The organism is Streptomyces sp. NPDC104831 (genome assembly GCF_055583025.1).
This window is the reverse complement of record NZ_JBVJOT010000018.1, coordinates 69540-90831: the sequence shown is the minus strand read 5'-3', so window position 1 is coordinate 90831 and position 21292 is coordinate 69540. Positions and strand designations below refer to the sequence as shown.

At 73.5% G+C, this 21292-nt stretch carries 19 protein-coding genes; 5 read left to right on the top strand and 14 right to left on the bottom strand.

Going from position 1 to position 21292, the window contains the following annotated elements:
• Positions 1-588: 588 nt before the first annotated feature.
• The 9 genes from ACZ63H_RS15185 to ACZ63H_RS15145 all read right to left on the bottom strand — a co-directional run bounded on the left by ACZ63H_RS15185 (position 589) and on the right by ACZ63H_RS15145 (position 11551).
• Positions 589-3447 (bottom strand): DEAD/DEAH box helicase, encoded by a 2859-nt coding sequence (locus tag ACZ63H_RS15185; protein ID WP_469865043.1) that lies wholly within the window; start codon positions 3445-3447, stop codon positions 589-591.
• Between the two features lie 97 nt (positions 3448-3544).
• Positions 3545-4126 carry a sugar kinase gene (locus tag ACZ63H_RS15180; protein WP_469865041.1) on the bottom strand — a complete coding sequence of 194 codons (582 nt, stop codon included), beginning with the start codon at positions 4124-4126 and terminating at the stop codon, positions 3545-3547.
• Positions 4123-5268: an ROK family glucokinase gene (locus tag ACZ63H_RS15175; RefSeq protein WP_467939708.1), complete on the bottom strand. Its 1146-nt coding sequence runs from the start codon at positions 5266-5268 to the stop codon at positions 4123-4125. Before ACZ63H_RS15175 ends, ACZ63H_RS15180 begins: the two co-directional genes overlap by 4 nt.
• 143 nt (positions 5269-5411) lie before the next feature.
• Positions 5412-6182 (bottom strand): ATP-binding cassette domain-containing protein, encoded by a 771-nt coding sequence (locus ACZ63H_RS15170; RefSeq protein ID WP_469865039.1) that lies wholly within the window; start codon positions 6180-6182, stop codon positions 5412-5414.
• Positions 6179-7222 (bottom strand): ABC transporter permease, encoded by a 1044-nt coding sequence (locus ACZ63H_RS15165; RefSeq protein WP_469865037.1) that lies wholly within the window; start codon positions 7220-7222, stop codon positions 6179-6181. The genes ACZ63H_RS15170 and ACZ63H_RS15165 overlap by 4 nt, the downstream gene beginning before the upstream one ends.
• On the bottom strand, positions 7219-8223 hold the full coding sequence (locus ACZ63H_RS15160) for a sugar ABC transporter substrate-binding protein (RefSeq protein ID WP_469865035.1): 1005 nt from the start codon (positions 8221-8223) through the stop codon (positions 7219-7221). Before ACZ63H_RS15160 ends, ACZ63H_RS15165 begins: the two co-directional genes overlap by 4 nt.
• A 199-nt stretch (positions 8224-8422) precedes the next feature.
• On the bottom strand, positions 8423-9160 hold the full coding sequence (locus ACZ63H_RS15155; RefSeq protein WP_469865121.1) for a GntR family transcriptional regulator: 738 nt from the start codon (positions 9158-9160) through the stop codon (positions 8423-8425).
• A gap of 194 nt (positions 9161-9354) precedes the next feature.
• Positions 9355-10041, bottom strand: coding sequence for a response regulator transcription factor (locus tag ACZ63H_RS15150; RefSeq protein WP_469865033.1), 687 nt, complete (start codon positions 10039-10041; stop codon positions 9355-9357).
• 247 nt (positions 10042-10288) lie between these two features.
• Positions 10289-11551, bottom strand: a complete 1263-nt coding sequence (locus tag ACZ63H_RS15145) for a sensor histidine kinase (protein ID WP_469865032.1) — start codon at positions 11549-11551, stop codon at positions 10289-10291.
• A 203-nt stretch (positions 11552-11754) separates the two neighbouring features.
• Between ACZ63H_RS15145 and ACZ63H_RS15140 the strand changes: the two genes are divergently transcribed.
• On the top strand, positions 11755-11955 hold the full coding sequence (locus ACZ63H_RS15140; protein ID WP_469865030.1) for a hypothetical protein: 201 nt from the start codon (positions 11755-11757) through the stop codon (positions 11953-11955).
• Positions 11956-12045: 90 nt separating this feature from the next.
• Complete coding sequence (locus ACZ63H_RS15135) at positions 12046-12441, top strand: guanyl-specific ribonuclease (RefSeq protein ID WP_469865028.1); 396 nt, start codon at positions 12046-12048, stop codon at positions 12439-12441.
• A gap of 94 nt (positions 12442-12535) precedes the next feature.
• On the opposite strand, the gene ACZ63H_RS15130 is transcribed toward ACZ63H_RS15135, so the two are convergent.
• From ACZ63H_RS15130 to allB, 3 genes are all read right to left on the bottom strand, one after another.
• Positions 12536-13348, bottom strand: coding sequence for an AIM24 family protein (locus ACZ63H_RS15130; protein ID WP_469865026.1), 813 nt, complete (start codon positions 13346-13348; stop codon positions 12536-12538).
• Positions 13349-13476: 128 nt separating this feature from the next.
• Positions 13477-14592, bottom strand: a complete 1116-nt coding sequence (gene alc / locus ACZ63H_RS15125) for an allantoicase (RefSeq protein WP_469865025.1) — start codon at positions 14590-14592, stop codon at positions 13477-13479.
• Positions 14593-14631: 39 nt separating this feature from the next.
• Complete coding sequence (gene allB / locus ACZ63H_RS15120) at positions 14632-15969, bottom strand: allantoinase AllB (protein ID WP_469865023.1); 1338 nt, start codon at positions 15967-15969, stop codon at positions 14632-14634.
• A 274-nt stretch (positions 15970-16243) separates the two neighbouring features.
• On the opposite strand from allB, the gene ACZ63H_RS15115 reads away from it, so the two are divergent.
• Positions 16244-17041: an IclR family transcriptional regulator gene (locus ACZ63H_RS15115; RefSeq protein WP_358690581.1), complete on the top strand. Its 798-nt coding sequence runs from the start codon at positions 16244-16246 to the stop codon at positions 17039-17041.
• Between the two features lie 324 nt (positions 17042-17365).
• On the opposite strand, the gene ACZ63H_RS15110 is transcribed toward ACZ63H_RS15115, so the two are convergent.
• Entirely contained in the window at positions 17366-17668 is a 303-nt protein-coding gene (locus ACZ63H_RS15110) for a DUF5955 family protein (RefSeq protein ID WP_469865020.1), read from the bottom strand.
• 158 nt (positions 17669-17826) lie between these two features.
• Between ACZ63H_RS15110 and ACZ63H_RS15105 the strand changes: the two genes are divergently transcribed.
• Both ACZ63H_RS15105 and aceB read left to right on the top strand, forming a co-directional pair.
• On the top strand, positions 17827-18435 hold the full coding sequence (locus tag ACZ63H_RS15105) for a nucleotidyltransferase family protein (RefSeq protein ID WP_469865019.1): 609 nt from the start codon (positions 17827-17829) through the stop codon (positions 18433-18435).
• Positions 18436-18619: 184 nt separating this feature from the next.
• Entirely contained in the window at positions 18620-20245 is a 1626-nt protein-coding gene (gene aceB, locus ACZ63H_RS15100; protein ID WP_469865017.1) for a malate synthase A, read from the top strand.
• 63 nt (positions 20246-20308) lie between these two features.
• On the opposite strand, the gene ACZ63H_RS15095 is transcribed toward aceB, so the two are convergent.
• Positions 20309-21223 carry a HipA family kinase gene (locus tag ACZ63H_RS15095; protein WP_469865015.1) on the bottom strand — a complete coding sequence of 305 codons (915 nt, stop codon included), beginning with the start codon at positions 21221-21223 and terminating at the stop codon, positions 20309-20311.
• Between the last annotated feature and the right edge of the window lie 69 nt (positions 21224-21292).

Below are 21292 nucleotides of genomic sequence, written 5' to 3'. Positions count from 1 at the left end.
CTCCCCGCCGGGAACCGGCACCGTGCGAACGGGCTTCCGCCGCGGCACCGCCCGGATCCGGCCCAGCCGCTCCCCGCCGGGGACCGGCACCTCCCGGACCAGCATCCGCCGCGGCACCGGCGCCATCGGGGTCGGCTCCCCCCGCAGGACCGACGCCCGCCCCACCGCTTCCGGGCGCGGGACCGGCACCCCCCGCACCGTCACCCGACGCGGGACCGGCGCCCTCCAGCCCCTCGTGTACGGGGTCCGCCGCGCCCTCGGTCGCCTCCCGGGCGTGCCGCTCGACGGCCCCCGGGTGCGCGTCGGCGGTGCGGCGGGCCGCCGCCGCCCTGAGGGCCGCCCTCGCCACATCGGCGGGCCTCGCTCCCGCACCCGGCTCCGGGCACTCCCCCTCGGCGGGGCCCGCCACCGCACGCTCCCCGTCGGCCGTGCCCGGCGCCACGCACTCCCCCTCGGCCGGACCCGGCACCGTACGCTCCCCCGCTGCCGCACCCGTCGCCGTGTGTTCGTGTTCCGCGGGTGTCCGTCGGCGTGCCTCCCTCAGGGCCCGGCGGGCCTCGTCGGCGGGGTGGGTGTGGTCGGGGGGCGTCATGGCGTCCTCCGGAGGGAGACGAGGTCGGACAGCTCGCGGTCCGTCAGTTCGGTGAGGGCCGCCTCGCCGGAGCCGAGGATGGCGTCGGCCAGGGCGCGCTTGGCGGCGAGCATCTCGGCGATGCGGTCCTCCACCGTGCCCTCGGTGACCAGGCGGTGGACCTGGACGGGCTGGGTCTGGCCGATGCGGTAGGCGCGGTCGGTGGCCTGCTCCTCGACCGCCGGGTTCCACCAGCGGTCGAAGTGGACGACATGGCCCGCGCGGGTGAGGTTCAGGCCGGTTCCGGCGGCCTTCAGCGACAGCACGAGGACCGGGGTCTCGCCGTTCTGGAAGCGGTCGACCATGCGCTCGCGCTCCGGTACCGGCGTGCCGCCGTGCAGCAGGTCGACCGGGATCGCGCGGGCGGACAGATGGGCGGTGAGCAGCCGGGCCATGCCGACGTACTGGGTGAAGACGAGGGCCGAGCCGTCCTCGGCGAGCAGGGTGTCCAGCAGTTCGTCGAGCAGGGCGAGCTTGCCGGAGCGGGCGGCCAGCCGCTCCGGGTCGGGCTGTTCCTTCAGGTACAGCGCCGGGTGGTCGCAGATCTGCTTCAGCGCGCCGAGCAGCTTCAGCACCAGACCCCGCCGTGCGATGCCCTCGGCCGTCTCGATGGCCAGCATCGATTCGCGCACCACCGCCTCGTACAGCGCGGCCTGCTCCCGGGTGAGCGGCACCGGGTGGTCCGTCTCGGTCTTGGGCGGCAGCTCCGGGACGATGCCCGGGTCGGACTTCTTGCGGCGCAGCAGGAAGGGGCGGACCAGCCGGGACAGGCGCTCGGCCGCCTCCGTGTCCTCGCCGCTCTCCACCGCGCGGGCGTGCCGGGCGCGGAAGGACTTCAGCGGGCCGAGGAGGCCGGGGGTGGTCCAGTCGAGCAGGGCCCACAGTTCGGAGAGGTTGTTCTCCACCGGGGTGCCGGTGAGCGCCACGCGCGCGGGCGCGGGGATGGTGCGCAGTGCCTTGGCGGTGGCCGAGTACGGGTTCTTCACGTGCTGTGCCTCGTCGGCGACGACCATGCCCCAGGTGCGTCCGGCGAGGTGCGGGGCCGCCGACCGCATGGTGCCGTACGTGGTGAGGACGAAGCCGCCCTCGACGCCGTCCAGGGTGCGGTCCTGGCCGTGGAAGCGGCGGACCGGGACGCCGGGCGCGAAGCGGGTGATCTCCCGCTGCCAGTTGCCGAGGAGGGACGCCGGGCAGACGACGAGGGTGGGTTCGGTGCGGGCCCGCTTCAGGTGCAGGGCGATGAGGGTGACGGTCTTGCCGAGGCCCATGTCGTCGGCGAGGCAGCCGCCGAGGCCGAGGGAGGTCATCAGGTCGAGCCAGGCCAGCCCGCGCAGTTGGTAGTCGCGCAGGGTGGCGTCGAGGCCGCGGGGTGCGGTGGCGGGGCGCAGGCCGGCGGTGAGCCGGTCGCGGAGGGCGGCCAGCGCGCCGACGGGGACGGCCTCGACGGTCTCGCCGTCCACCTCGGCGGTGCCGGTGAGGGCGACGGACAGCGCGTCGACCGGGTCGAGCAGGCCCAGTTCGCGCTTGCGGGCCTTGCGGACCAGCGCGGGGTCGACCAGCACCCAGCGGTCCCGCAGCCGTACGACGGGGCGGTGGGCCTCGGCGAGGGCGTCCATCTCGGCCTCGTCGAGCGGTTCGCCGCCGAGCGCGAGCTGCCAGCGGAAGGCCAGCAGGTCGGCGCTGTCGAAGAAGCCGGTGCCGTCGGTGGCGGAGCCGGGGGCCGGGCGGATCACGGCGGTGGCGGTCAGGTCGCGGGCGAGGTCCCGGGGCCAGTGGACGGCGACCCCGGCGGCGGCCAGCCGGCCCGCCGCGACGCCGAGCAGGTCGCTCAGCTCCTCCTCGGACAGGGCGAGGACGTCGGGCACGTCCTGCTCGGCGAGGCGGTCCAGCGGCGGCCATACTCGGGCGGCGCGCCGGATGGCGAGGGCGGCGTCCACGCGTGCGCGGGGGCCGAACGCCGGGTCGGCCTCCCCCGCCCACAGGGCCGCCGCGTCGGCCACCAGGGTGGGGTCGGCGAGGCTGTGGACCTGGACGACGGCGGCGCCGGCGGCACGGGCGCCCTCGCTCGCACCGGTCTCGAAGACGTCGTACGCCGACAGGTCCAGGCGCAGCGAGACGCGGACGCCCGCGTCCATGCCGGCGGCGACCTCGGCCGCCCACTCGTGGGCGGCGGGCAGGCTCTGGGGTGCCTGGGCGGCGAAGGGCCGGCCGGAGGTGTGGGGGGCGGCCGGGGTGCGCGGGAGGGTGTCGGCGACCGCGTCGAGGAAGGAGCGGACGAGGACCTCGGGCTCGGGCAGCGTCAGCGCGCCGGGGCCGGGGAGGGGCACGGCGTGGCCCTCGGGGGGCAGGGCGGCGGCGATCGCCCGCAGGTGGGCGAGGTCACCGGGTTCCAGCGGGCCGGCCCGCCAGGCGTCGTGGCCGGCCGGGGTCAGGCCGGGCAGCAGCCGGCCCGAGGCGACGAGCCGCAGCGCGTGCAGGGCGGCGGCGCCCCAGCAGGCGGTGGCCGGGTGGGCGGCCGGGTCGCGGCGGGCGCGCACCAGCAGCGGCAGGGCCCGGGCGAGCGGGAGGGTCAGCGCGGGCACCCGGCGGCGGCGCACTCCGCTGCCGTGGCGGCGTACGACCACCAGCTCGGCGGGCGTGTCCCCGGGGTCCGCGGGCAGGGGCTCGCCCGTGGGGTCCCAGAAGGCGAGGCGGCCGTCGCGGGGCAGGGGCGCGGGCAGGTAGACGCACGCGAGGCGTGCCCACGCCGGGTGCCCGGTCCCGGTCTCCGGGGAGCCCTCCGTGTGCCCGGCCACCACGGCCGTGCCGCTCGTCATACGTCCTGCCACCTCCCGCCCGCGCGTCGGACCAGTCGTCTTCGACTCTACGGGCGGGGTCTGACAATCGGCTCCGGGGCCCGGGCGGGGCCCCGGGTCACGGGACCGTGCGGGAGACCACGTACACCATCGGGTGCTGGGGGTCGGACAGGTTGACGACGACGTCCTGGGTGGGGGCGGGGTTCTTCTGCTCGTGGGTCAGTCCCCGCCAGGGGCCGGGGCCGGTGAAGGTCCAGCCGCTGACCTCGCGGTCGCGCTCGCCGATCGTGATGTCGTCCTCGCGCAGTTGTTCCGGGCGCGCGCGCATGGCGCCGAGGAAGCTGTCGAGGCCCGCGGGGTTGGTGCGGAACTGGACGTAGAGGCGGCTGGTCTTCCAGTTGTTCGTCTCGTAGTAGGCGATGTCTTCGGCGGGGTGCGGGACGGACACCTGGTAGAGGCGGCGCTGCACCTTGGACGGCCAGCCGGCGGTGAGGCCGGTCGCGGAGTACTTGGCCTCCTTGTCCTTGCCGCTGTCGCGGCTCTGGTTGGCGGAGATCACCAGATAGCCGGCCGGGACGCCGATGAGCAGGACGATGATCAGCAGGGTGAGCGCCCGGCGCCGGGCCCGGCGCCGGGGGTGCTCGGCGGGCCGGTCCGGCTCCGGTGGCGGACCGCCCTGGTGGGGCAGCGAGGGCGTCATGCGGTGTCCTGGGCGCGGCGCGCCTCGGCGTACCGCTCGTACCGCTCGTAGCGCTCCACCCTGCGCCGCTTGGCCCGGCGGAACCGGCGGGCGACCAGCCGGGCGAGGTCGGCGGCGCCCACCATGCCGGCCTCGGGCCCGAGCTGGGCGCGGGTGATGCGGGCCTCGGGGCGGTAGCCGCGGCCGGTGAGGTGGCGCTTGAACGCCTCCCGGGCCGGGCCGATGAGCAGGTCGTCGGCGGCCGAGACGCCGCCGCCGATGACGAAGCAGGAGGGGTCCAGGGCGGCGGCGAGGTTGGCGATGCCGACACCGAGCCACTGGCCGATGTCCTGGAGCAGCTCCACGCACATCGCGTCGCCCTCGCGGGCCAGCTCGGTGATCATCGGGCCGGTGATGTCGTCGATGTTGCCCTTGACGTGCTCGATGATGCCGTAGGCCACCGGGGAGTCGGCGGCGGCCAGCTCCTTGGCCTCGCGGACGAGCGCGTTGCCGGAGCTGTACTGCTCCCAGCAGCCGCGGTTGCCGCACGGGCAGCGGTGGCCGCCGGGCACGACCTGCATGTGGCCGAACTCGCCGGCGACGCCGAACTTGCCGCGCTTGACCTGGCCGTCCTCCAGGATGGCGCCGCCGATGCCGGTGCCGAGGGTGATCATCACGAGGTGGTCCTCGCCGTGGCCGGCGCCGAAGCGCCACTCCGCCCAGGCGGCGGTGTTGGCGTCGTTGTCCACCAGGACCGGCACGGAGAGCCGGCTGGCGAGGCGGTCGCGCAGCGGTTCGTTGCGCCAGGACAGGTGGGGGGCGAACAGGACGCGGTTGCGGTCGGCGTCCACCCAGCCGGCGGCGCCGATGCCCACCGCGTGCACGTCGTGCCGGTCGGACAGGTCCAGGACCAGCTCGACGATGGTGTCCTCGACGACCTTCGGGCTCTTGGACTTGTCCGGGGTCTCCGTGCGGAGCTTCTCCAGGATGTTGCCGTCGGCGTCCACGACGCCCGCCATGACCTTGGTGCCGCCGATGTCGATGCCGACCGTGGGCACGCGGGGGGCGGTCAGGTGGGACCGGCGCTCTCGTGTGCCGACGGTGCGCAGGACCGGGGCGCGGCGGGAACCGATGGGGGCGGTGAGGTCGCGGTAGGTGCTCATCGTTGGACGATTCTGCCGCACGCTCACGCTCGGTGCCGTACGGGGCGGGGAGGCGGGGGGTGCGCGTCCGGTGTCGGCGGCGGGTCCGTCGTGGTCTCCCGCGCCTCCGCGGCGCGGCCGTACGCCGGCACGGCCCCGCGTCCTCAGCCCCGCTGCAGTTCGTGTACCAGGGCGTCCAGGTCGGCGCCGCCCGCCATCTGCTTGGTCAGCTCGTCCAGGGTGATCTCGTCGCGTGTGTAATTGCCCACCATCGTGCCCCTCCTCAGGAGCACGAACCGGTCGCCCACGAGGTACGCGTGATGCGGGTTGTGGGTGATCAAGACGACGCCCAGGCCCTCGTCACGTGCCGCGGCCACATATTTCAGGACCACACCGGACTGCTTGACGCCCAAGGCGGCCGTCGGCTCGTCCAGGACGAGGACCTTCGCGCCGAAGTGCACCGCGCGGGCGATCGCGACGCACTGGCGCTCGCCGCCGGAGAGGGTGCCGATGGGCTGGTCGACGTCCCTGAGGTCGATGCCCATGCGCAGCAGCGCCTCGCGGGTGGTGCGGCGCATCAGCTCGATGTCCAGGCGCTTGAAGGGGCCGGCGCCCTTGCGGGGCTCGGAGCCGAGGAAGAAGTTGCGCCAGACCGGCATGAGCGGGACGACGGCCAGGTCCTGGTAGACCGTGGCGATGCCCCGGTCCAGGGCCTCGCGCGGGGAGGAGAGGGTGGTCTCCTCGCCCTCGATGCGCAGTGTGCCGTCGTCGTGGCGGTGCAGACCCGCGATCATCTTGATCAGCGTCGACTTGCCCGCGCCGTTGTCGCCGAGGACGCAGGTGATCTGGCCCGCGTGGACCTCCAGGGAGACGCCCTCCAGGGCGCGGACGGTGCCGTAGTGCTTGCTGACGTCGGTCAGTTCGACGAGGGTCATGTGGTCGCCTCCGCGCGCTTGCGGACCCAGGCGTTGAGCAGGGTCGCGAGGAGCAGCATCGCTCCGAGGAAGAACTTGAACCAGTCGGGGTTCCACTCGGCGAAGACGATGCCCTTGCTGGTCATGCCGAACAGCAGCGCGCCCACGGCCGAGCCGACCGCGCTGCCGTAGCCGCCGGTGATCAGGCAGCCGCCGATGACGGCCGCGATGATGTAGATCAGTTCGTTGCCGACGCCCTCGCCGGACTGGACGGCGTCGAAGGAGAAGAGCAGGTGCTGGCCGGAGATCCAGGCGCCGAAGGCGACGCCCATGTAGAGGCCGATCTTGGTGCGGGTGACCGGGACGCCGACCGCGCGGGCCGCCTCCTCGTTGCCGCCGACGGCGAAGATCCAGTTGCCGGTGCGGGTACGCAGCAGGATCCAGGAGGCGAGGACGACCAGGCCCAGCCACCACAGGATGGTGACCTTCACGTCGACGCCGCCGACGGTGAGGGTGGAGGCGAAGACGGCGCGGGCGCTGTCGAAGCCCTCCATGTCGCCGATGGTCTTGGTGGAGACCGTGTCGTCGATCAGCTTGGTGAAGCCGAGGTTCATGCCGGTCAGCATCAGGAAGGTGCCGAGGGTGATGATGAAGCTGGGCAGCCTGGTGCGGGTGAGCATGAAGCCGTTGAAGGCGCCGACGGCCAGCGTGACCAGCAGGGACACGCCCACGCCGACCCAGGTGTTCGCCGTCATCTGGTAGCTGAACATCGAGGAGACCAGCGCGGACGACGTCACCATGACGCCCGCCGAGAGGTCGAACTCGCCGCCGATCATCAGCAGGGCGACGGGTACGGCCATGATGCCGATGGTCGACGAGGCGTACAGCACCGTGCTGAGGCTGGAGGCGCGCAGGAAGCCGTCGGCGACGAAGGCGAAGAAGACGAAGACGGCGAGGGCGCCGACGACCGAGCCCAGCTCCGGACGGGCGAGCAGCTTGCGCAGCGGGGAGCCGGGCAGCAGCCGCTCGTCGGCCGGCTTCTCGTCGAGGACCGCGCTCATCGGGTGCCCCGCTCGGTGTACTCCGCCAGCTCGGCCGCCTGGTCCTTGGTGACGATCTGCGGGCCGGTCAGCACCGGCTTGCCGCCGCCGAGGACGTCGGCGTTGTACTTGTACAGCCACAGCAGGTCGACGGCCTGGTAGCCCTGGAGGTAGGGCTGCTGGTCCACGGCGAAGCCGAGGGTGCCGTCCTCCAGCTCCGCCGCGACCTTGGGGTTGAGGTCGAAGGTGTCGATCTCGGCCTTGCTGCCCGCGTCCGTCCGGGCCTTCACGGCGGTGTCGGCGAAGGGCGCGCCGAGGGTGACGACGGCGTCGATGGACTTGTCGGCCTGGAGCTTGGCCCCGATGGCGGACTGCACGTCGGGCATGTTGGTGCCGTTGACGTAGAGCTTGCGCAGGGTTCCGCGGAAGGTCTTGCCGACGCCGTCGCAGCGCTGCTCGTGGCCGACGTTGCCCTGCTCGTGCAGCACGCACAGGGCCTTCTTCCTGCCGCGCTTGTTCAGCTCGTCGCCGACGGCCTCGCCGGCGACGGTCTCGTCCTGGCCGATGTGGGTGAGGGCGCCGAAGGCCTTGGACTGCTCGGAGCCGGAGTTCACCGTGATCACGGGGATGCCGGCCTTCTCGGCGCGGGCCACGGCGGCCTTCATGGCGTCCGGCTTGGCGAGGGTGACGATGATGCCGTCGACCTTCTTGTCCACGGCCGCGTCCACCAGCTGGGCCTGCTGCTGGGCCTCGTCGTCGTGGGAGTACAGGAAGTTGATGTTGTCCTTGACGGCGGCCTGCTTGGCGCCGCTCTGGACGATGTCCCAGAAGGTGTCACCGTCCCCCGAGTGGGTGATCATCGCGAAGGTCCAGCGGGGGGTGTTCACCGCCGCCCTGCCCTGGGCCGCGGCGGCCTTGCGGGCGTCCTCCGCCCGCTTCCCTCCGGTGCTGCTGCATGCCGCGAGGGACACGGAGAGTGCCCCCGCCAGCGCTATGCCTACCCAGGTCCGAAACCGTGCCACGAGGCCGTGCCCTTCTTGTTGCCGCTCTTGCTCTGCTCCGACGTGCATAAGGGGCGGGCGACCTCACCGTGGGCGCGTCCCGGCGGTGACTCACCTGCCCCAAACACTTCAGTATCGGACATGCCGCACGCGGCCGGCACGACCGGGGACCACGGAACGGCCGTTTTGTCCGAATATCGCAAGGAATGACTGGGTGTGGTCACGGTCGCACCAGGAGCTGGAACTCGAAGGAGTAGCGGCTCGGGCGGTAGGTGTGGTCGCCGAGTTCCACCGCGCGGCCGGTGTCGTCGTACGTGGTGCGCCGCATGGTCAGCAGCGGGGCGCCCTCGGCCTCGGTCAGCCGCTCGGCCTCGGCGGCGGTGGCACCCCGGGCGCCGATGGACTGGCGGGCGCTGTGCAGGGTGATCCCGGCGGAGCGCATCATGCGGTACAGGCCGGTGGCCTCCAGCCGGTCGGTGTCCAGGTCGAGCAGGCCGGGCGGGAGGTGGTTGACCAGATAGGCGATGGGTTCCCCGTGGGCGAGGCGGAGCCGCTCGACGCGGTGCACCTCGCCGCCCTCCGGGACGCCGAGCGCGGCGGCGACCTCGGCGGGGGCCGGCACGACCGTGTTGACCAGCACCTTGGTGGCGGGGCGCTGGCCGGCCGCCGCCAGGTCGTCGTAGAGGCTGCTCAGTTCCAGCGGGCGCTTGACCTGGCTGTGCACGACCTGGGTGCCCACGCCCCGGCGCCGGACGAGGAGCCCCTTGTCGACGAGGGACTGGATGGCCTGGCGGACGGTCGGCCGGGACAGTCCGAGCCGCGCGGCCAGCTCGATCTCGTTGCCCAGCAGGCTGCCCGGGGTGAGGCTGCCGTGTTCGATGGCGGACTCCAGCTGCTGGGAGAGCTGGAAGTACAACGGCACCGGGGAGCCACGGTCCACGCGGAGGTCGAGCGCCACGGAGGAGTCCACATCTGGTTTCGGCACGGGGCCGAGCGTAGTCCCGCGCCCGAGGGACGGGAAGTCGTGTCGTCAGGTTGTCCGGACATATGTGGGACCGGTCTGTTCATGGCGCTCCCGGGGGGCCGCACCGCGAACCGCCGGGGCGGTGCGGTGCGGTGCGGTCCGGCTCCGGTCGTGGTCCCGGTGGCCTCCTAGAGTCCCTCGCCGCCGTCGCCGTCCAGCAGCCCCGCGTCGTAGACCAGCAGCGCGATCTGCACCCGGTTGTCGAGGCCGAGCTTGGCGAGCGCGCGGGAGACGTGCGCCTTGACGGTGGCCACACTGAGGAAGAGTTCGGCGGCGATCCGCGCGTTGGCGAGTCCGCGTCCGACGGCGACGGCGACCTCGCGCTCACGGTCGTTGAGGACGGCGAGCCGTTCGCGCGCCCGGGTCCGCCGGGCGTCGGCGGCGGAGCCGGCCGCGTGCCGCATCAGCTGCCGGGTGACCGCGGGCGACAGGACCGGGACGCCGGCGGCGACCCGGCGCACGGCGTCGACGATCTCGGCGGGCGGGGTGTCCTTCAGCACGAAGCCGGCGGCGCCGGCGCGCATCGCGTGCAGTACCTGTTCGTCGGCGTGGAAGGTGGTCAGCACCACGACCTGCGGCGCGTCCGGTCGCGCGCGCAGCCGTCGGGTCGCGGTGATCCCGTCCACCGCCGGCATCCGGATGTCCATGAGGACGACGTCCGGCCGGGTCCGCCGCACCAGTTCCTCCGCTTCCCCGCCGTCGGCGGCCTCCCCGACGACCTCGATGTCCCCGGCCCCGCCGATCATCAGTGCCAGCCCGGCACGGACGAGGGGGTCGTCGTCGACGAGGAGGAGTCTGATCGGCGTCGCAGTCATGGGGTTACGTAATCACGCCCGGCGGACCGGGGCGGCGGGGGCGGCCGATCGGGCAACGCGCCGGCCGGTCACGGGGACTTGAGGCGGCAGGCGGTGGAACGCGACCGTGAGGGGTCGGGCGCCGTACCCGTCGCCCCGCCGGCGCCGGGCGCGGGCGGGGTCCCCGGGCCGGTGTCCGCACCGGGACGCGGCACGCGCCTGCGCCCGGCTCGCGCGCGGACGGCGCCGAGGCCACCCGCGGCGGCCCTCATGCCCGTGACCACGGCAGCCACCCCCGTACCTCGAAGCCGCCGTCGGACCGGGCGCCGTGCCGCAGGTGGCCGCCCGCCAGGGTGGCCCGTTCCGTGAGGCCGATCAGGCCCTGCCCGGAGCCGGGGACGGGCGGGACCTCGGCGGGCGGCGCCGGGTGCGTGACGGTCACCGTCAGGCCGTCGCCGGGGGTGCCGGTCAGGCTGACCGTGACCGCCGTGCCGGGGGCGTGCTTGCGGGCGTTGGTCAGGGCCTCCTGGGCGATGCGGTAGGCCGTGCGGCCGACGGAGGCGGGAACGGCGGCGGGATCGGCGACGCGGTGGTCGAGGGTGACCTCCATCCCGGCCTCCCGGCACTCGGCGACCAGGGCGTCCAGCGCGGCCAGCGTCGGCTGGGGCCGCCCGCCGGGAGGCTCCTCGGAGTCGCCGGCCCGCAGCACGCCGATGATCTCCCGCAGGTCCTGCAGGGCCTCGTGGGCGCTCTCCCGGATCACCCCGGCGGCCCGCGCGATCTCCTCTCGGGGCGCGTCCGGCCGGAACTCCAGCGCGCCCGCGTGCACGCTGAGCAGGGTGAGCCGGTGGGCGAGCACGTCGTGCATCTCGCGGGCGATGGCCTCCCGGGCCAGCCGCTGGGCCTGCTCGGCGCGCAGCCGGGCCTCGGTCTCCGCCCGGTGCGCCCGGTCCCGCAGGCTGAGCATCAGCATCCTCTTGGAGCGGACGAACATGCCCCAGCCGGTGATCGACACGGTGAGCAGCGTGGTGAAGGCGACGACGCCGACGTAGGGGAGATCGGGGTCGGGCCGCATCCAGTACAGGAGCGGGGCCAGGGCGAGGCCGGCGCCGCCGATCCAGGCGACGTAACGGAAGGGCCGGTGCACGGCGAGCGTGAACAGGACGACCGTCGCCGCGCCGCCCGAGGTGTTGGACAGCAGGCCGACCGGGACCATCGCGACGGCGAGCCCCACCGGCCACCGGCGGCGCAGCCAGAGCGCGCCGCAGGACAGGGCGCCCAGCATCTGGTCGAGGACGGCGAGGGAGTGCGGCAGGCCGGTCTCCTCGGCCACCGACCGGGCCGCCGCCAGGCCGATGAGGACGGCCAGGAGGAAGCAGGAGAAGTCGACGACCCAGTCGCGCGCGGTGCGCCGTGGCCGGCGGCCCGGGGGCCCGGCGTCCGGGTCCAGCTCGTGGACCAGCGCGGACGGGAACAGCCACCGGCGCCCCGTGAAGTCCCTCGGCGCCCGCGCCTGCTCGTCGTCGCTCACGGTCGGCAAATCTACGCACGGCCGGGGTCCCGCCGCCGCTCCGTGCCGGGGATCGGCGACCTCGTGACCGGCGGCGGTCGACCGAAGTCGCACCGCCGGGAGACTTCCGGCCCGGCCCGCCGGGGCGGGAGGCGGTCCTTCGGCGGCGGACGCTCGCCGCGCGGCCGATGCGCGCGGGGATGCCGCCGGGCGAGAGTCGCCGGGTGAAACAGCTACTGGAACTTCTCGGATTTCTCGCGCTGGTGCAGGGCGTCATGGGCCTGGTGCACGAGTTCACCGGCTGGCGGGTGGGCCTGGTGCAGCGCCTCGGCTTCCTCGACGGTCACGAGGTCTACGCGAGCGTCGCGCTCGTGGTGCTGGCGCTCGCGCTGTGGGCGGCGGCGGACGGCCGGAAGCGGCCGTAGGTTAACCCCCGGAAAAATCATCGGGCGTACCGGGAAGCTCTCCGTGCTTGACATTGACATGCCATGATCTACGCGCGTCATCATGAGGGCATGAGATTCCCCCCACGCGCGACGCGCATCGGCACGGCAGCCGCCCTCCTGTCCGCCCTCCTGGTGGGCGGCACCGTCACGGCCACCGCGGCGGACGCCTCGGCACAGTCGGTCGGCAGCGTCTGTTACGGCGATCTTCCCGCCCAGGCGTACGACACCCTGGAGCTGATCGAACAGGGCGGTCCGTATCCGTACTCCCAGGACGGGAGCGTCTTCCAGAACCGGGAAGGCGTCCTGCCCAGCCACACGGCCGGCTACTACCACGAGTACACCGTGATCACTCCCGGCTCCCCCACCCGCGGTGCGCGGCGCATCGTCACCGGTGAGAAGTACCGGGAGGACTACTACACGGCGGACCACTACGCCTCGTTCGACCTGATCGACTACGGCTGCTGAGCCCCTCCCCCAGGGGGCCGGCCCGAGGCACGGCGCAGCACCCCCGGGGCCCGGCCCGCTCCGGCCGGGCCCCGGTCCTCGCCGCGGGTCCCGGTCAGCCGGCGTGGGTGGAGAACAGCCCGCCGGTCGGGCCCTGCTTGTCCCCGCCCTGGGCCTTCTTCAGCGCGTTGGCCAGGCCCTCGATGGTGAGGGACTGGAGGATCACCCGGCCGTCGCCCTCCAGGGTGGCCAGGGACAGGCCCTCGCCGCCGAAGACGGCGTTCATGATCCCCTGGCGGTTGAGGCCGCCGACGCGCTGGACGCCGTACTGGATGCCCTCCTCGAAGGCGACCACGCAGCCGGTGTCGACCTCGATGCGGCCGCCGAAGTCGGCCGGGTTCAGGTCGATGAAGTTGCCCGCGCCGGCGATGATCACCGTGCCCCGTCCGGTGAACTTCTCCAGGACGAAGCCCTCGCCGCCGCTCATGCCGGTGCGCCCGCCGGTGAAGGCGATGCCGAACTCGACGCTGGACTCGGCGGCCACGAAGGCGTCCTTCTCGGCGAACCACGCGCGCGTGCCGTCCAGTTCCAGGGCCCGCATCTCCCCGGGCAGCACGCCCGCGAAGCCCACCGTGCCCTCGCCGCCCTGGGCGGTGAAGTGCTGGAAGGCCAGCGACTCGCCGGCGAGCACGCGCTGCCCGACCTGCATGGCGGTGCCCATGGCCTGGCGCAGCAGTCCGCCCATGCCGCCGGAGCCGCCCTGCTGCTGTCCGCCGCCGCCCGAGGGGCCGGACAACCGGGTCTCCATGGTCACGTTCGCCGTCTTGAACAGGAACTTCCCGGCCTCGCAGTACACGGTCTGGCCGGGGCGCAGGCTGACGACCGCCATCTGCATGGCGTTGCCGACGATCTCTTGCTGAAGTGTCACGTGAGGGACAACGCGTCAGACGGACGGAAGAGTTCCGCACCGGCGGCGGGAGGGGCCGTGCGGGTGACGCGCGAGGCGCCCCGGTGCTGTCCGGCCGGGGCGCCCCGCACGAGCGTGCGGACGGGGGATCAGCCGCCCAGTTCCTGGTGGCGGGCGGCGAGGGCGCCGGCGCCCCGCTCGGTCAGGGAGCCGAACAGGCGCAGCCGGGAGATGCCGCCGTCGGGGAAGATGTCGATCCGCGCGTGCGTGCCGACGGCCGCCTCGGGCAGGACGAAGCGGTGGTTGGTGTCGGGCTGGAGCCGGGTGCGCGGCAGGACCTCGGTCCACTCGCCGTCCTCGCCGTCCCGGACGGACACCGACGCCCAGCCGGCGCTGTTGCCCTTCAGGTAGGCGGTGTCGATCTCCACGGCGCGGACGGCGGACTGGGCGGCGAGCCGGTAGCTGATCCAGTCGTTGCCCTGGTCGCGGCGGCGGCGGGTCTCCCAGCCGTCGTCCATCTTGCGGGAGCGGCCCGGCTGGATGGTGTTGGTGGCCGGGGAGTAGAAGAGGTTGGAGGCGTCCTCGACCCGGCCGCCGTTCTCCAGCGCGACCACGTCGAAGGTGCCGAGCGCCGCCAGCCACTCCGGGTCCGGGACGACCTCGCCGTACACCCGCAGCCGGGCGATGCCGCCGTCGGGGTGCTGGTTGACCCGCAGGTGGGTGAAGCGCTGCTCGGCGGTGACCTCGAAGCCGTTGGCCGCGTGGCCGCCGACCGCGGTGCGCGGGACGAGGGTGGTCCACTTCACGTCGGCGCCGAGCAGTTCCTCGGGCGAGGGCGAGCCGGGTACGCAGGCGCCCTCGACGGAGACGGCCTGCGGGTAGTTGCCGCGGAAGTGGGCGGTGTCGACGACGATGCCGCGGATCACCCCGGGCGCGCCGAGCCGGACCAGCGCCCAGTCGTGGTCCTCGGCGGTGGGCCAGGGGTGCTCGGCGGAGACACCGCGCCGGCGGCGGGTCTCCCAGCCGTCCATGACCTTGCCCTTGTGGCCGAAGTGCTCGGGGTCGAACTCGGCCCGCTCCGGCACCAGCAGGTTCTCCCGCTGGGCGAAGAACTCGTCGTTGGCGGCGATGACACCGGCTCCGAGCTGCCGGTCGGCGAGGTTGGCGTACTGGGTGAAGGGGAAGTCGGCGGTGCGGTAGTCCGCGTACGGGTCGCCGCCTCCGTAGGGGTTCGCGTCGCCGGTGAAGCTGGGTGTCGCCGTCACGGTGATCAGTTCTTCCTTTCGGGGCAAGGTGGATGGGTTTCAGCGGGTGCGGCTCAGCAGCGTGCCCTTCGGCTCGGTGAACTCGCCGTCGGCGACGATGCGTTCGCCGCGCAGCCAGGTGGACTTGACGACGCCGGACAGGGTCTTGCCGGCGTAGGCGGTGACCCGGTTGCGGTGCTGGAGGCCGGCCGGGTCGACGGTGAAGGTCTCGTCGGGGGCGAGGACGGCGAAGTCGGCGTCGCGGCCGGCCTCGATGGCCCCCTTCTGCGTCAGGCCGGCCAGGTCCGCGGTCCGGGCGGACATCCAGCGGACGACGTCCTCCAGGGTGTGCCCGCGCTTGCGGGCCTCGGTCCACACCGCCGGCAGGCTCACCTGGAGGCCGGCGATGCCGCCCCAGGCGGTGGCGAAGTCGTCGGTCTTCAGGTCGGCGGTGGAGGGCGAGTGGTCGGTGACGACGCAGTCGATGGTGCCGTCGGCGAGGGCCTGCCACAGCAGGTCCTGGTTGGCGGACTCGCGGATGGGCGGGCAGCACTTGAACTCGCTGGCGCCGTCGGGGACTTCCTCGGCGGTCAGGGTGAGGTAGTGCGGGCAGGTCTCCACGGTGACGCGCACGCCCTCGGCGCGGGCGGCGCGGATCAGCGGCAGGGCGTCGGCGGAGGACAGGTGCAGCACGTGCACACGGGCGTTCAGGCGCCGGGCCTGCGCGACGAGGTTCGCGATGGCGGTGTCCTCGGCGTCGTGCGGGCGGGAGGCGAGGAAGTCGGCGTACTTCGGGCCGCCGTGCTGGGGGGCGCCGGCCAGGTGGTGCGGGTCTTCGGCGTGCACGATGAGCAGGCCGTCGAACCCGGCGACCTCGGCCATCGACCGGGCGAGCTGGTCCTGGTCGAGGTGCGGGAACTCGTCCACGCCGGACGGGGAGAGGAAGGCCTTGAAACCGAAGACGCCGGCGTCGTGCAGCGGGCGCAGGTCCTTGACGTTGTCGGGCAGGGCGCCGCCCCAGAAGCCGACGTCGATGTGGGCCTTGTCCCGGGCCACGTCCTGCTTGATCCGCAGGTGCTCGACCGTGGTCGTGGGCGGCAGGGAGTTGAGCGGCATGTCGATCAGGGTGGTGATGCCGCCGGCCGCGGCCGCGCGGGTGGCGGTCCAGAAGCCCTCCCACTCGGTGCGGCCCGGGTCGTTCACGTGCACGTGGGTGTCGACCAGGCCGGGCAGCAGCACGTGGTCGCCGACGTCCTCCAGCCGGGCCGCGGCCGGAACCTCGGCGTCGTACGGCAGGACGGCCGTGATCTTCCCGCCGGAGACGGTGACCGTGGCGGCCCGCGTCCCCTCCGGAGTGATCACGCGCGTCGAGCGCAGCACCAGTTCAGCGTCGGACACCCGAACCCCTCTCTATACCGCCGTCTTTACATCCAGGAAACGGGATTTACGCCCACGTAACGGATTTCAACGTTCTGTTGAAGGAGTCTTCACTCCCGCTACTCCGCCGTCAAGAGGCACACTTCGGGGCAGCACGAGGGCGACGCCCGCTCTAGACGTTTCCACAAAGCGGAATTAGAATTCCAGCAAGCAGAACGTAGCTACGTACAAGCGGGGAGTCAACCGACTGCCGGGTAGGCTTCTGCTCTCCCGCCAGTCCCGAAAGGAACGCGCCGTGCCGACGTCCAGCGCCAGCACCACCGACTCCGCCAAGCCCTCCGCCGCAGGCGGGGTGCAGTCCCTGGAGCGCGCCTTCGACCTGCTCGAGCGGATGGCGGACGCGGGCGGCGAGGTGGGCCTGAGCGAGCTGTCCGCGGCCAGCGGCCTGCCGCTGCCGACCATCCACCGGCTGATGCGCACGCTGGTCGCCTGCGGCTACGTGCGCCAGCAGGCCAACCGGCGGTACGCGCTCGGCCCCCGCCTGATCCGCCTCGGCGAGTCCGCGTCCCGGCTGCTCGGCACCTGGGCGCGGCCGTACCTGGCCCGGCTGGTGGAGGAGACCGGCGAGACGGCCAACATGGCGCTGCTCGACGGCGACGAGATCGTGTACGTCGCCCAGGTGCCGTCGAAGCACTCGATGCGGATGTTCACCGAGGTGGGCCGGCGGGTCCTGCCGCACTCCACCGGCGTCGGCAAGGCGCTGCTCGCCGGGGTCCCGGACGACGAGGTGCGGGCGCTGCTGGCCCGCACCGGCATGCCCGCGGCCACCGAGAAGACCATCACCACGCCGGACGGGTTCCTCGCGGCGCTGGAGGAGGTGCGTCAGCTGGGGTACGCCGTGGACGACAACGAGCAGGAGATCGGGGTGCGCTGCCTCGCGGTGTCCGTGCCCGACTCTCCCACGGCCGCGGCCATCTCCATCTCCGGGCCGGCCGGCCGGGTCACGGAGACGGCCACGGAGAAGATCGTGCCGGTGCTCCAGCAGATCGCCACCGAACTCTCCGCCGCCCTGGCCAGCCAGAACCAGGGCTGAGGGGCCCGGCTTCCCGGCCGTTCCCCCTGCTCGGGCCGAGCAGCCGAACCCATCCGCCCGCCGGGTGCGCGCGGACAGCGGACGGGCGGGGACCCGCCCGCCCACGACGCCGCCGGCGCCCCCGGACCGCGCCGTCGCGCCGGCCGGGACGCCGGCATCGGTGCCGGACGCGGGCCGGTGTCCGCGGAACCGGCCGCCCTGACGGTGGTTCCCGCCCCGGGGCGACCGTCCCCGTCGGGCCGGCCACGATCCGGCCGGACCACGCCCCGGCCGGCGCCGACCACAACCAGCCACCGGGCCGCCCGCACCCCTGCCGCCGGCCGGCTAGGCGCGCGGCGGCTCGCCGAACAGGTCGACGGCGGCGCGCACCTGGGCGAGTCCCCTGGTCAGCGCGCTCATCGAGCCGATCGCGCCGGCGACGAGCAGCAGCGAGGCGCGCAGCCGCGGGATCTCCGGCACGCCCCCGGCGGCCATCGCGGCGAGGGCGGCCAGCTCCTCCTCGGCTATCGGCCGGTCGGGGAAGTCCACGCGTAACACGGCGAGTTGGCGGCGCAGCCGGGACACGGCGGTGCGCAGTTCCGCCACTCTCGGATCCTCGTCGACGCCGGTCACCGGCCTCTGCCCCAAGCTCCGCAACGCAGCCCTCCCCGTCGGCACGCCCTTGTGCGCGGGCCAGTAAACGCCACCTCCGGACCCGCGCGCCACAGCGCGGACCGAAATTCAGCCCAACGGCGCCGTCGCCGCGCACACGGCCGGATCCCGCCACCGTCGGGTATGCAGGACCCATGACGGACAACCGGGAACCTCACGGGGAGATCGCGGGCCTGCTGCTCGCCGCCGGCGGCGGCAGACGGCTCGGCGGGCGCCCCAAGGCACTGCTGACACACCGGGGGCGCCCCCTGGTCGAGCACGCGGTGGGGGTGCTGCGCGCGGCCGGGTGCGAGCGGATCCACGTGGTGCTGGGCGCGGCGGCGGACGAGGTGCGGGCCCGCGCCGCGCTGGACGGCTGCGTGCTGGTGGACAACCCGGACTGGGCCGAGGGCATGGGCTCCTCGCTGCGCGCGGGGCTGGCGTCGCTCGCCGGCACGGGGACGCGGGCGGCCCTGGCCTGCCTGGTCGACCAGCCCGGCATCGGGCCGGCCGCGGTGGCCCGGGTGCTGGGCGCGTACCGGGACGAGCGGTCGCTGGTCTCGGCCGCCTACGACGGGGTACGCGGGCACCCGGTGCTGTTCGGCGCGGGGCACTGGGCGGGCATCGCCGAGTCGGCCACCGGCGATCGCGGGGCGCGGGCCTATCTGCGGGCGCACCGGGCCGAGGTGCGGCTGGTGGAGTGCGCGGACGTGGCGGAGCCGTACGACATCGACACGGAGGCGGACCTGGGCCACCTTGAGTGAACGGGGTGGCACCGAGCGCCACCTTGCCTCGACTCAGAGAATCTCGACGTCAACACACCATTGAAGTTCCACGATGAGGAAACTACTATCCACTGTTCAGAAGCGTCCGACCGCACAGTGGGCGCTGTCTGTCCTATTCGTGCCACTTGGCACCCGGTGCCACCGCTGAAGGAAGTGACAGCTCATGTCCGCACCAGCGCCGTCCCCGCTGGCCATCGTCGACGCCGAGTCCCTGCCCCGGCAGGAGGAGGTCCTCACCGACGCGGCGCTCGCCTTCGTGGCGGAGCTGCACCGGCGGTTCACCCCGCGCCGTGACGAACTCCTCGCCCGCCGGGCCGAGCGCCGCGCCGAGATCGCCCGCACCTCCACGCTCGACTTCCTGCCGGAGACGGCCGCCGTCCGCGCGGACGACTCCTGGCGGGTCGCCCCGGCCCCGGCCGCGCTGAACGACCGGCGCGTCGAGATCACCGGGCCCACCGACCGGAAGATGACCATCAACGCGCTCAACTCGGGCGCGAGGGTCTGGCTCGCCGACTTCGAGGACGCCTCCGCGCCCACCTGGGAGAACGTCGTCCTCGGCCAGCTCAACCTGATCGACGCCTACACCCGCAGCATCGACTTCACCGACGAGCGCACCGGCAAGTCGTACGCCCTGCGGCCGAACGAGGAGCTGGCGACCGTCGTCATGCGCCCGCGCGGCTGGCACCTGAACGAACGGCACCTCGTCGACGCCGACGGCACGCCGGTCCCCGGCGCCCTCGTCGACTTCGGCCTGTACTTCTTCCACAACGCCCAGCGGCTGCTCGACCTCGGCAAGGGCCCGTACTTCTACCTGCCCAAGACCGAGTCGCACCTCGAAGCCCGGCTGTGGAACGAGGTGTTCGTCTTCGCCCAGGAGTACGTCGGCATCCCGCAGGGCACCATCCGCGCCACCGTCCTGATCGAGACCATCACGGCGGCGTACGAGATGGAGGAGATCCTCTACGAACTCCGCGACCACGCCTCCGGACTGAACGCCGGCCGCTGGGACTACCTGTTCTCCATCGTGAAGAACTTCCGTGACGGCGGCGCCAAGTTCGTCCTGCCGGACCGCAACGCGGTGACGATGACCGCCCCGTTCATGCGGGCCTACACCGAACTCCTGGTCCGCACCTGCCACAAGCGCGGCGCGCACGCCATCGGCGGCATGGCGGCCTTCATCCCGTCCCGCAAGGACGCGGAGGTCAACAAGGTGGCCTTCGAGAAGGTCCGCGCCGACAAGGACCGCGAGGCGAACGACGGTTTCGACGGTTCCTGGGTCGCCCACCCCGACCTGGTGCCCATCGCGATGGAGTCCTTCGACAAGGTCCTCGGCGACCGCCCGAACCAGAAGGACCGGCTGCGCGAGGACGTCCACGTCGAGGCGGCCGACCTCATCGCCATCGACTCGCTCGACGCCAGGCCGACGTACGAGGGCCTGGTCAACGCCGTCCAGGTCGGCATCCGTTACATCGAGGCCTGGCTGCGCGGGCTCGGCGCGGTCGCCATCTTCAACCTGATGGAGGACGCGGCCACCGCCGAGATCTCCCGCTCGCAGATCTGGCAGTGGATCAACGCCGGGGTCGAGTTCGGCAACGGCGAGCAGGCCACCCCGGAGCTGGCCCGCAAGGTCGCCGCCGAGGAACTCGACGCCATCCGCGCGGAGATCGGCGAGGAGGCCTTCGCGGCCGGCCACTGGCAGGAGGCGCACGACCTGCTGCTCCAGGTGTCCCTGGACGAGGACTACGCCGACTTCCTCACCCTGCCGGCGTACGAGCGGCTGCGCGGCTGACCGCCGCCCGCTCCGCTCCGAGGGGCCCGGGGGATCCCCCGGGCCCCTCGGCCGTTTCCCCGCTCAGCCCAGGTGCGCCGACCAGTCCTGTTCCGCCGCCGGCTTGCCGTGCAGGTCGGGGACCCGCTTCAGCCAGTCCGGGCGGCCCGCCTGGGTCCGGGCCGCCCGGACGGCCTCCTCGGCCGCCAGCTCCTCGCGGCTCGGAAAGTCGGTGGGCAGCCACTCGGCCGAGAGCCGGACCCGCTCCAGCAGATAACCGACGTAGGCGTCCCGGACGTCGTCGGGCGTGGCGAACCCGGCGTCCTCGGCGAGCCAGGCGTCCGGCACCTCGGCCACGATCCCGCGCAGCAGCTCCTCGGTCACCCGGGGCGCCAGCTCGGCGTCGGCGGCGCGCACATCGGGGCCGTAGTGGCCGAGGGCGTGGTGCCGGAAGTCGTAGCGCCTGCCCGGGGCCGTGGTGTCCCAGCGGTGGTGGAAGACGAGGGCCGCGCCGTGGTCGATGAGCCACAGCCGGGCCGGCGCGGTGCCGAGGGTGGGCCACACCATCAGGTTCGAGCTGTGGACCGTACGGTCGACGTTGACGGTCAGCGCGTCCAGCCAGACGATCCGGCCCGCCTCCAGCGGGTCCAGCGGGAAGGTCCGGGCGATCTCCGGGGTGAAGTCCCGGGCACCCGGCAGATAGTCCATGCCGAGGTTCACGCCCGCGCTCGCGCCGTGCAGCTCGCGCACCTCCTGGTGCGGCTCGGCGGCGGCGATGGCGGGGTCGAAGTGGACCAGCACCAGCTCGGGGAAGCGCAGGCCGAGCGCGCGGGCCAGCTCCCCGACGACGACCTCGGCCACCAGCGCCTTGTGCCCCTGCGCGGAACCGGTGAACTTGACCACGTACGTCCCGAGGTCATCGGCCTCGACGACTCCGGGGACGGAGCCGCCGGAGCGCAGGGGGGTCACGTATCGAACGGCAGTCACTTCGCGCAGCACACCGGCCAGCGTAGACGCTTGGCCGGCGGCCGCGGGCGGGCCGGCGGCCGGCCGCGGTGCCGTCGCGGA

Excerpts from the sequence above, each read along its gene's own strand:
- ACZ63H_RS15185 (WP_469865043.1), bottom strand. The coding sequence starts at position 3,447 with ATGACGAGCGGCACGGCCGTGGTGGCCGGGCACACGGAGGGCTCCCCG.
- ACZ63H_RS15180 (WP_469865041.1), bottom strand. The coding sequence starts at position 4,126 with ATGACGCCCTCGCTGCCCCACCAGGGCGGTCCGCCACCGGAGCCGGAC.
- ACZ63H_RS15175 (WP_467939708.1), bottom strand. The coding sequence starts at position 5,268 with ATGAGCACCTACCGCGACCTCACCGCCCCCATCGGTTCCCGCCGCGCC.
- ACZ63H_RS15170 (WP_469865039.1), bottom strand. The coding sequence starts at position 6,182 with ATGACCCTCGTCGAACTGACCGACGTCAGCAAGCACTACGGCACCGTC.
- ACZ63H_RS15165 (WP_469865037.1), bottom strand. The coding sequence starts at position 7,222 with ATGAGCGCGGTCCTCGACGAGAAGCCGGCCGACGAGCGGCTGCTGCCC.
- ACZ63H_RS15150 (WP_469865033.1), bottom strand. The coding sequence starts at position 10,041 with ATGACTGCGACGCCGATCAGACTCCTCCTCGTCGACGACGACCCCCTC.
- ACZ63H_RS15135 (WP_469865028.1), top strand. The coding sequence starts at position 12,046 with ATGAGATTCCCCCCACGCGCGACGCGCATCGGCACGGCAGCCGCCCTC.
- ACZ63H_RS15105 (WP_469865019.1), top strand. The coding sequence starts at position 17,827 with ATGACGGACAACCGGGAACCTCACGGGGAGATCGCGGGCCTGCTGCTC.
- aceB (WP_469865017.1), top strand. The coding sequence starts at position 18,620 with ATGTCCGCACCAGCGCCGTCCCCGCTGGCCATCGTCGACGCCGAGTCC.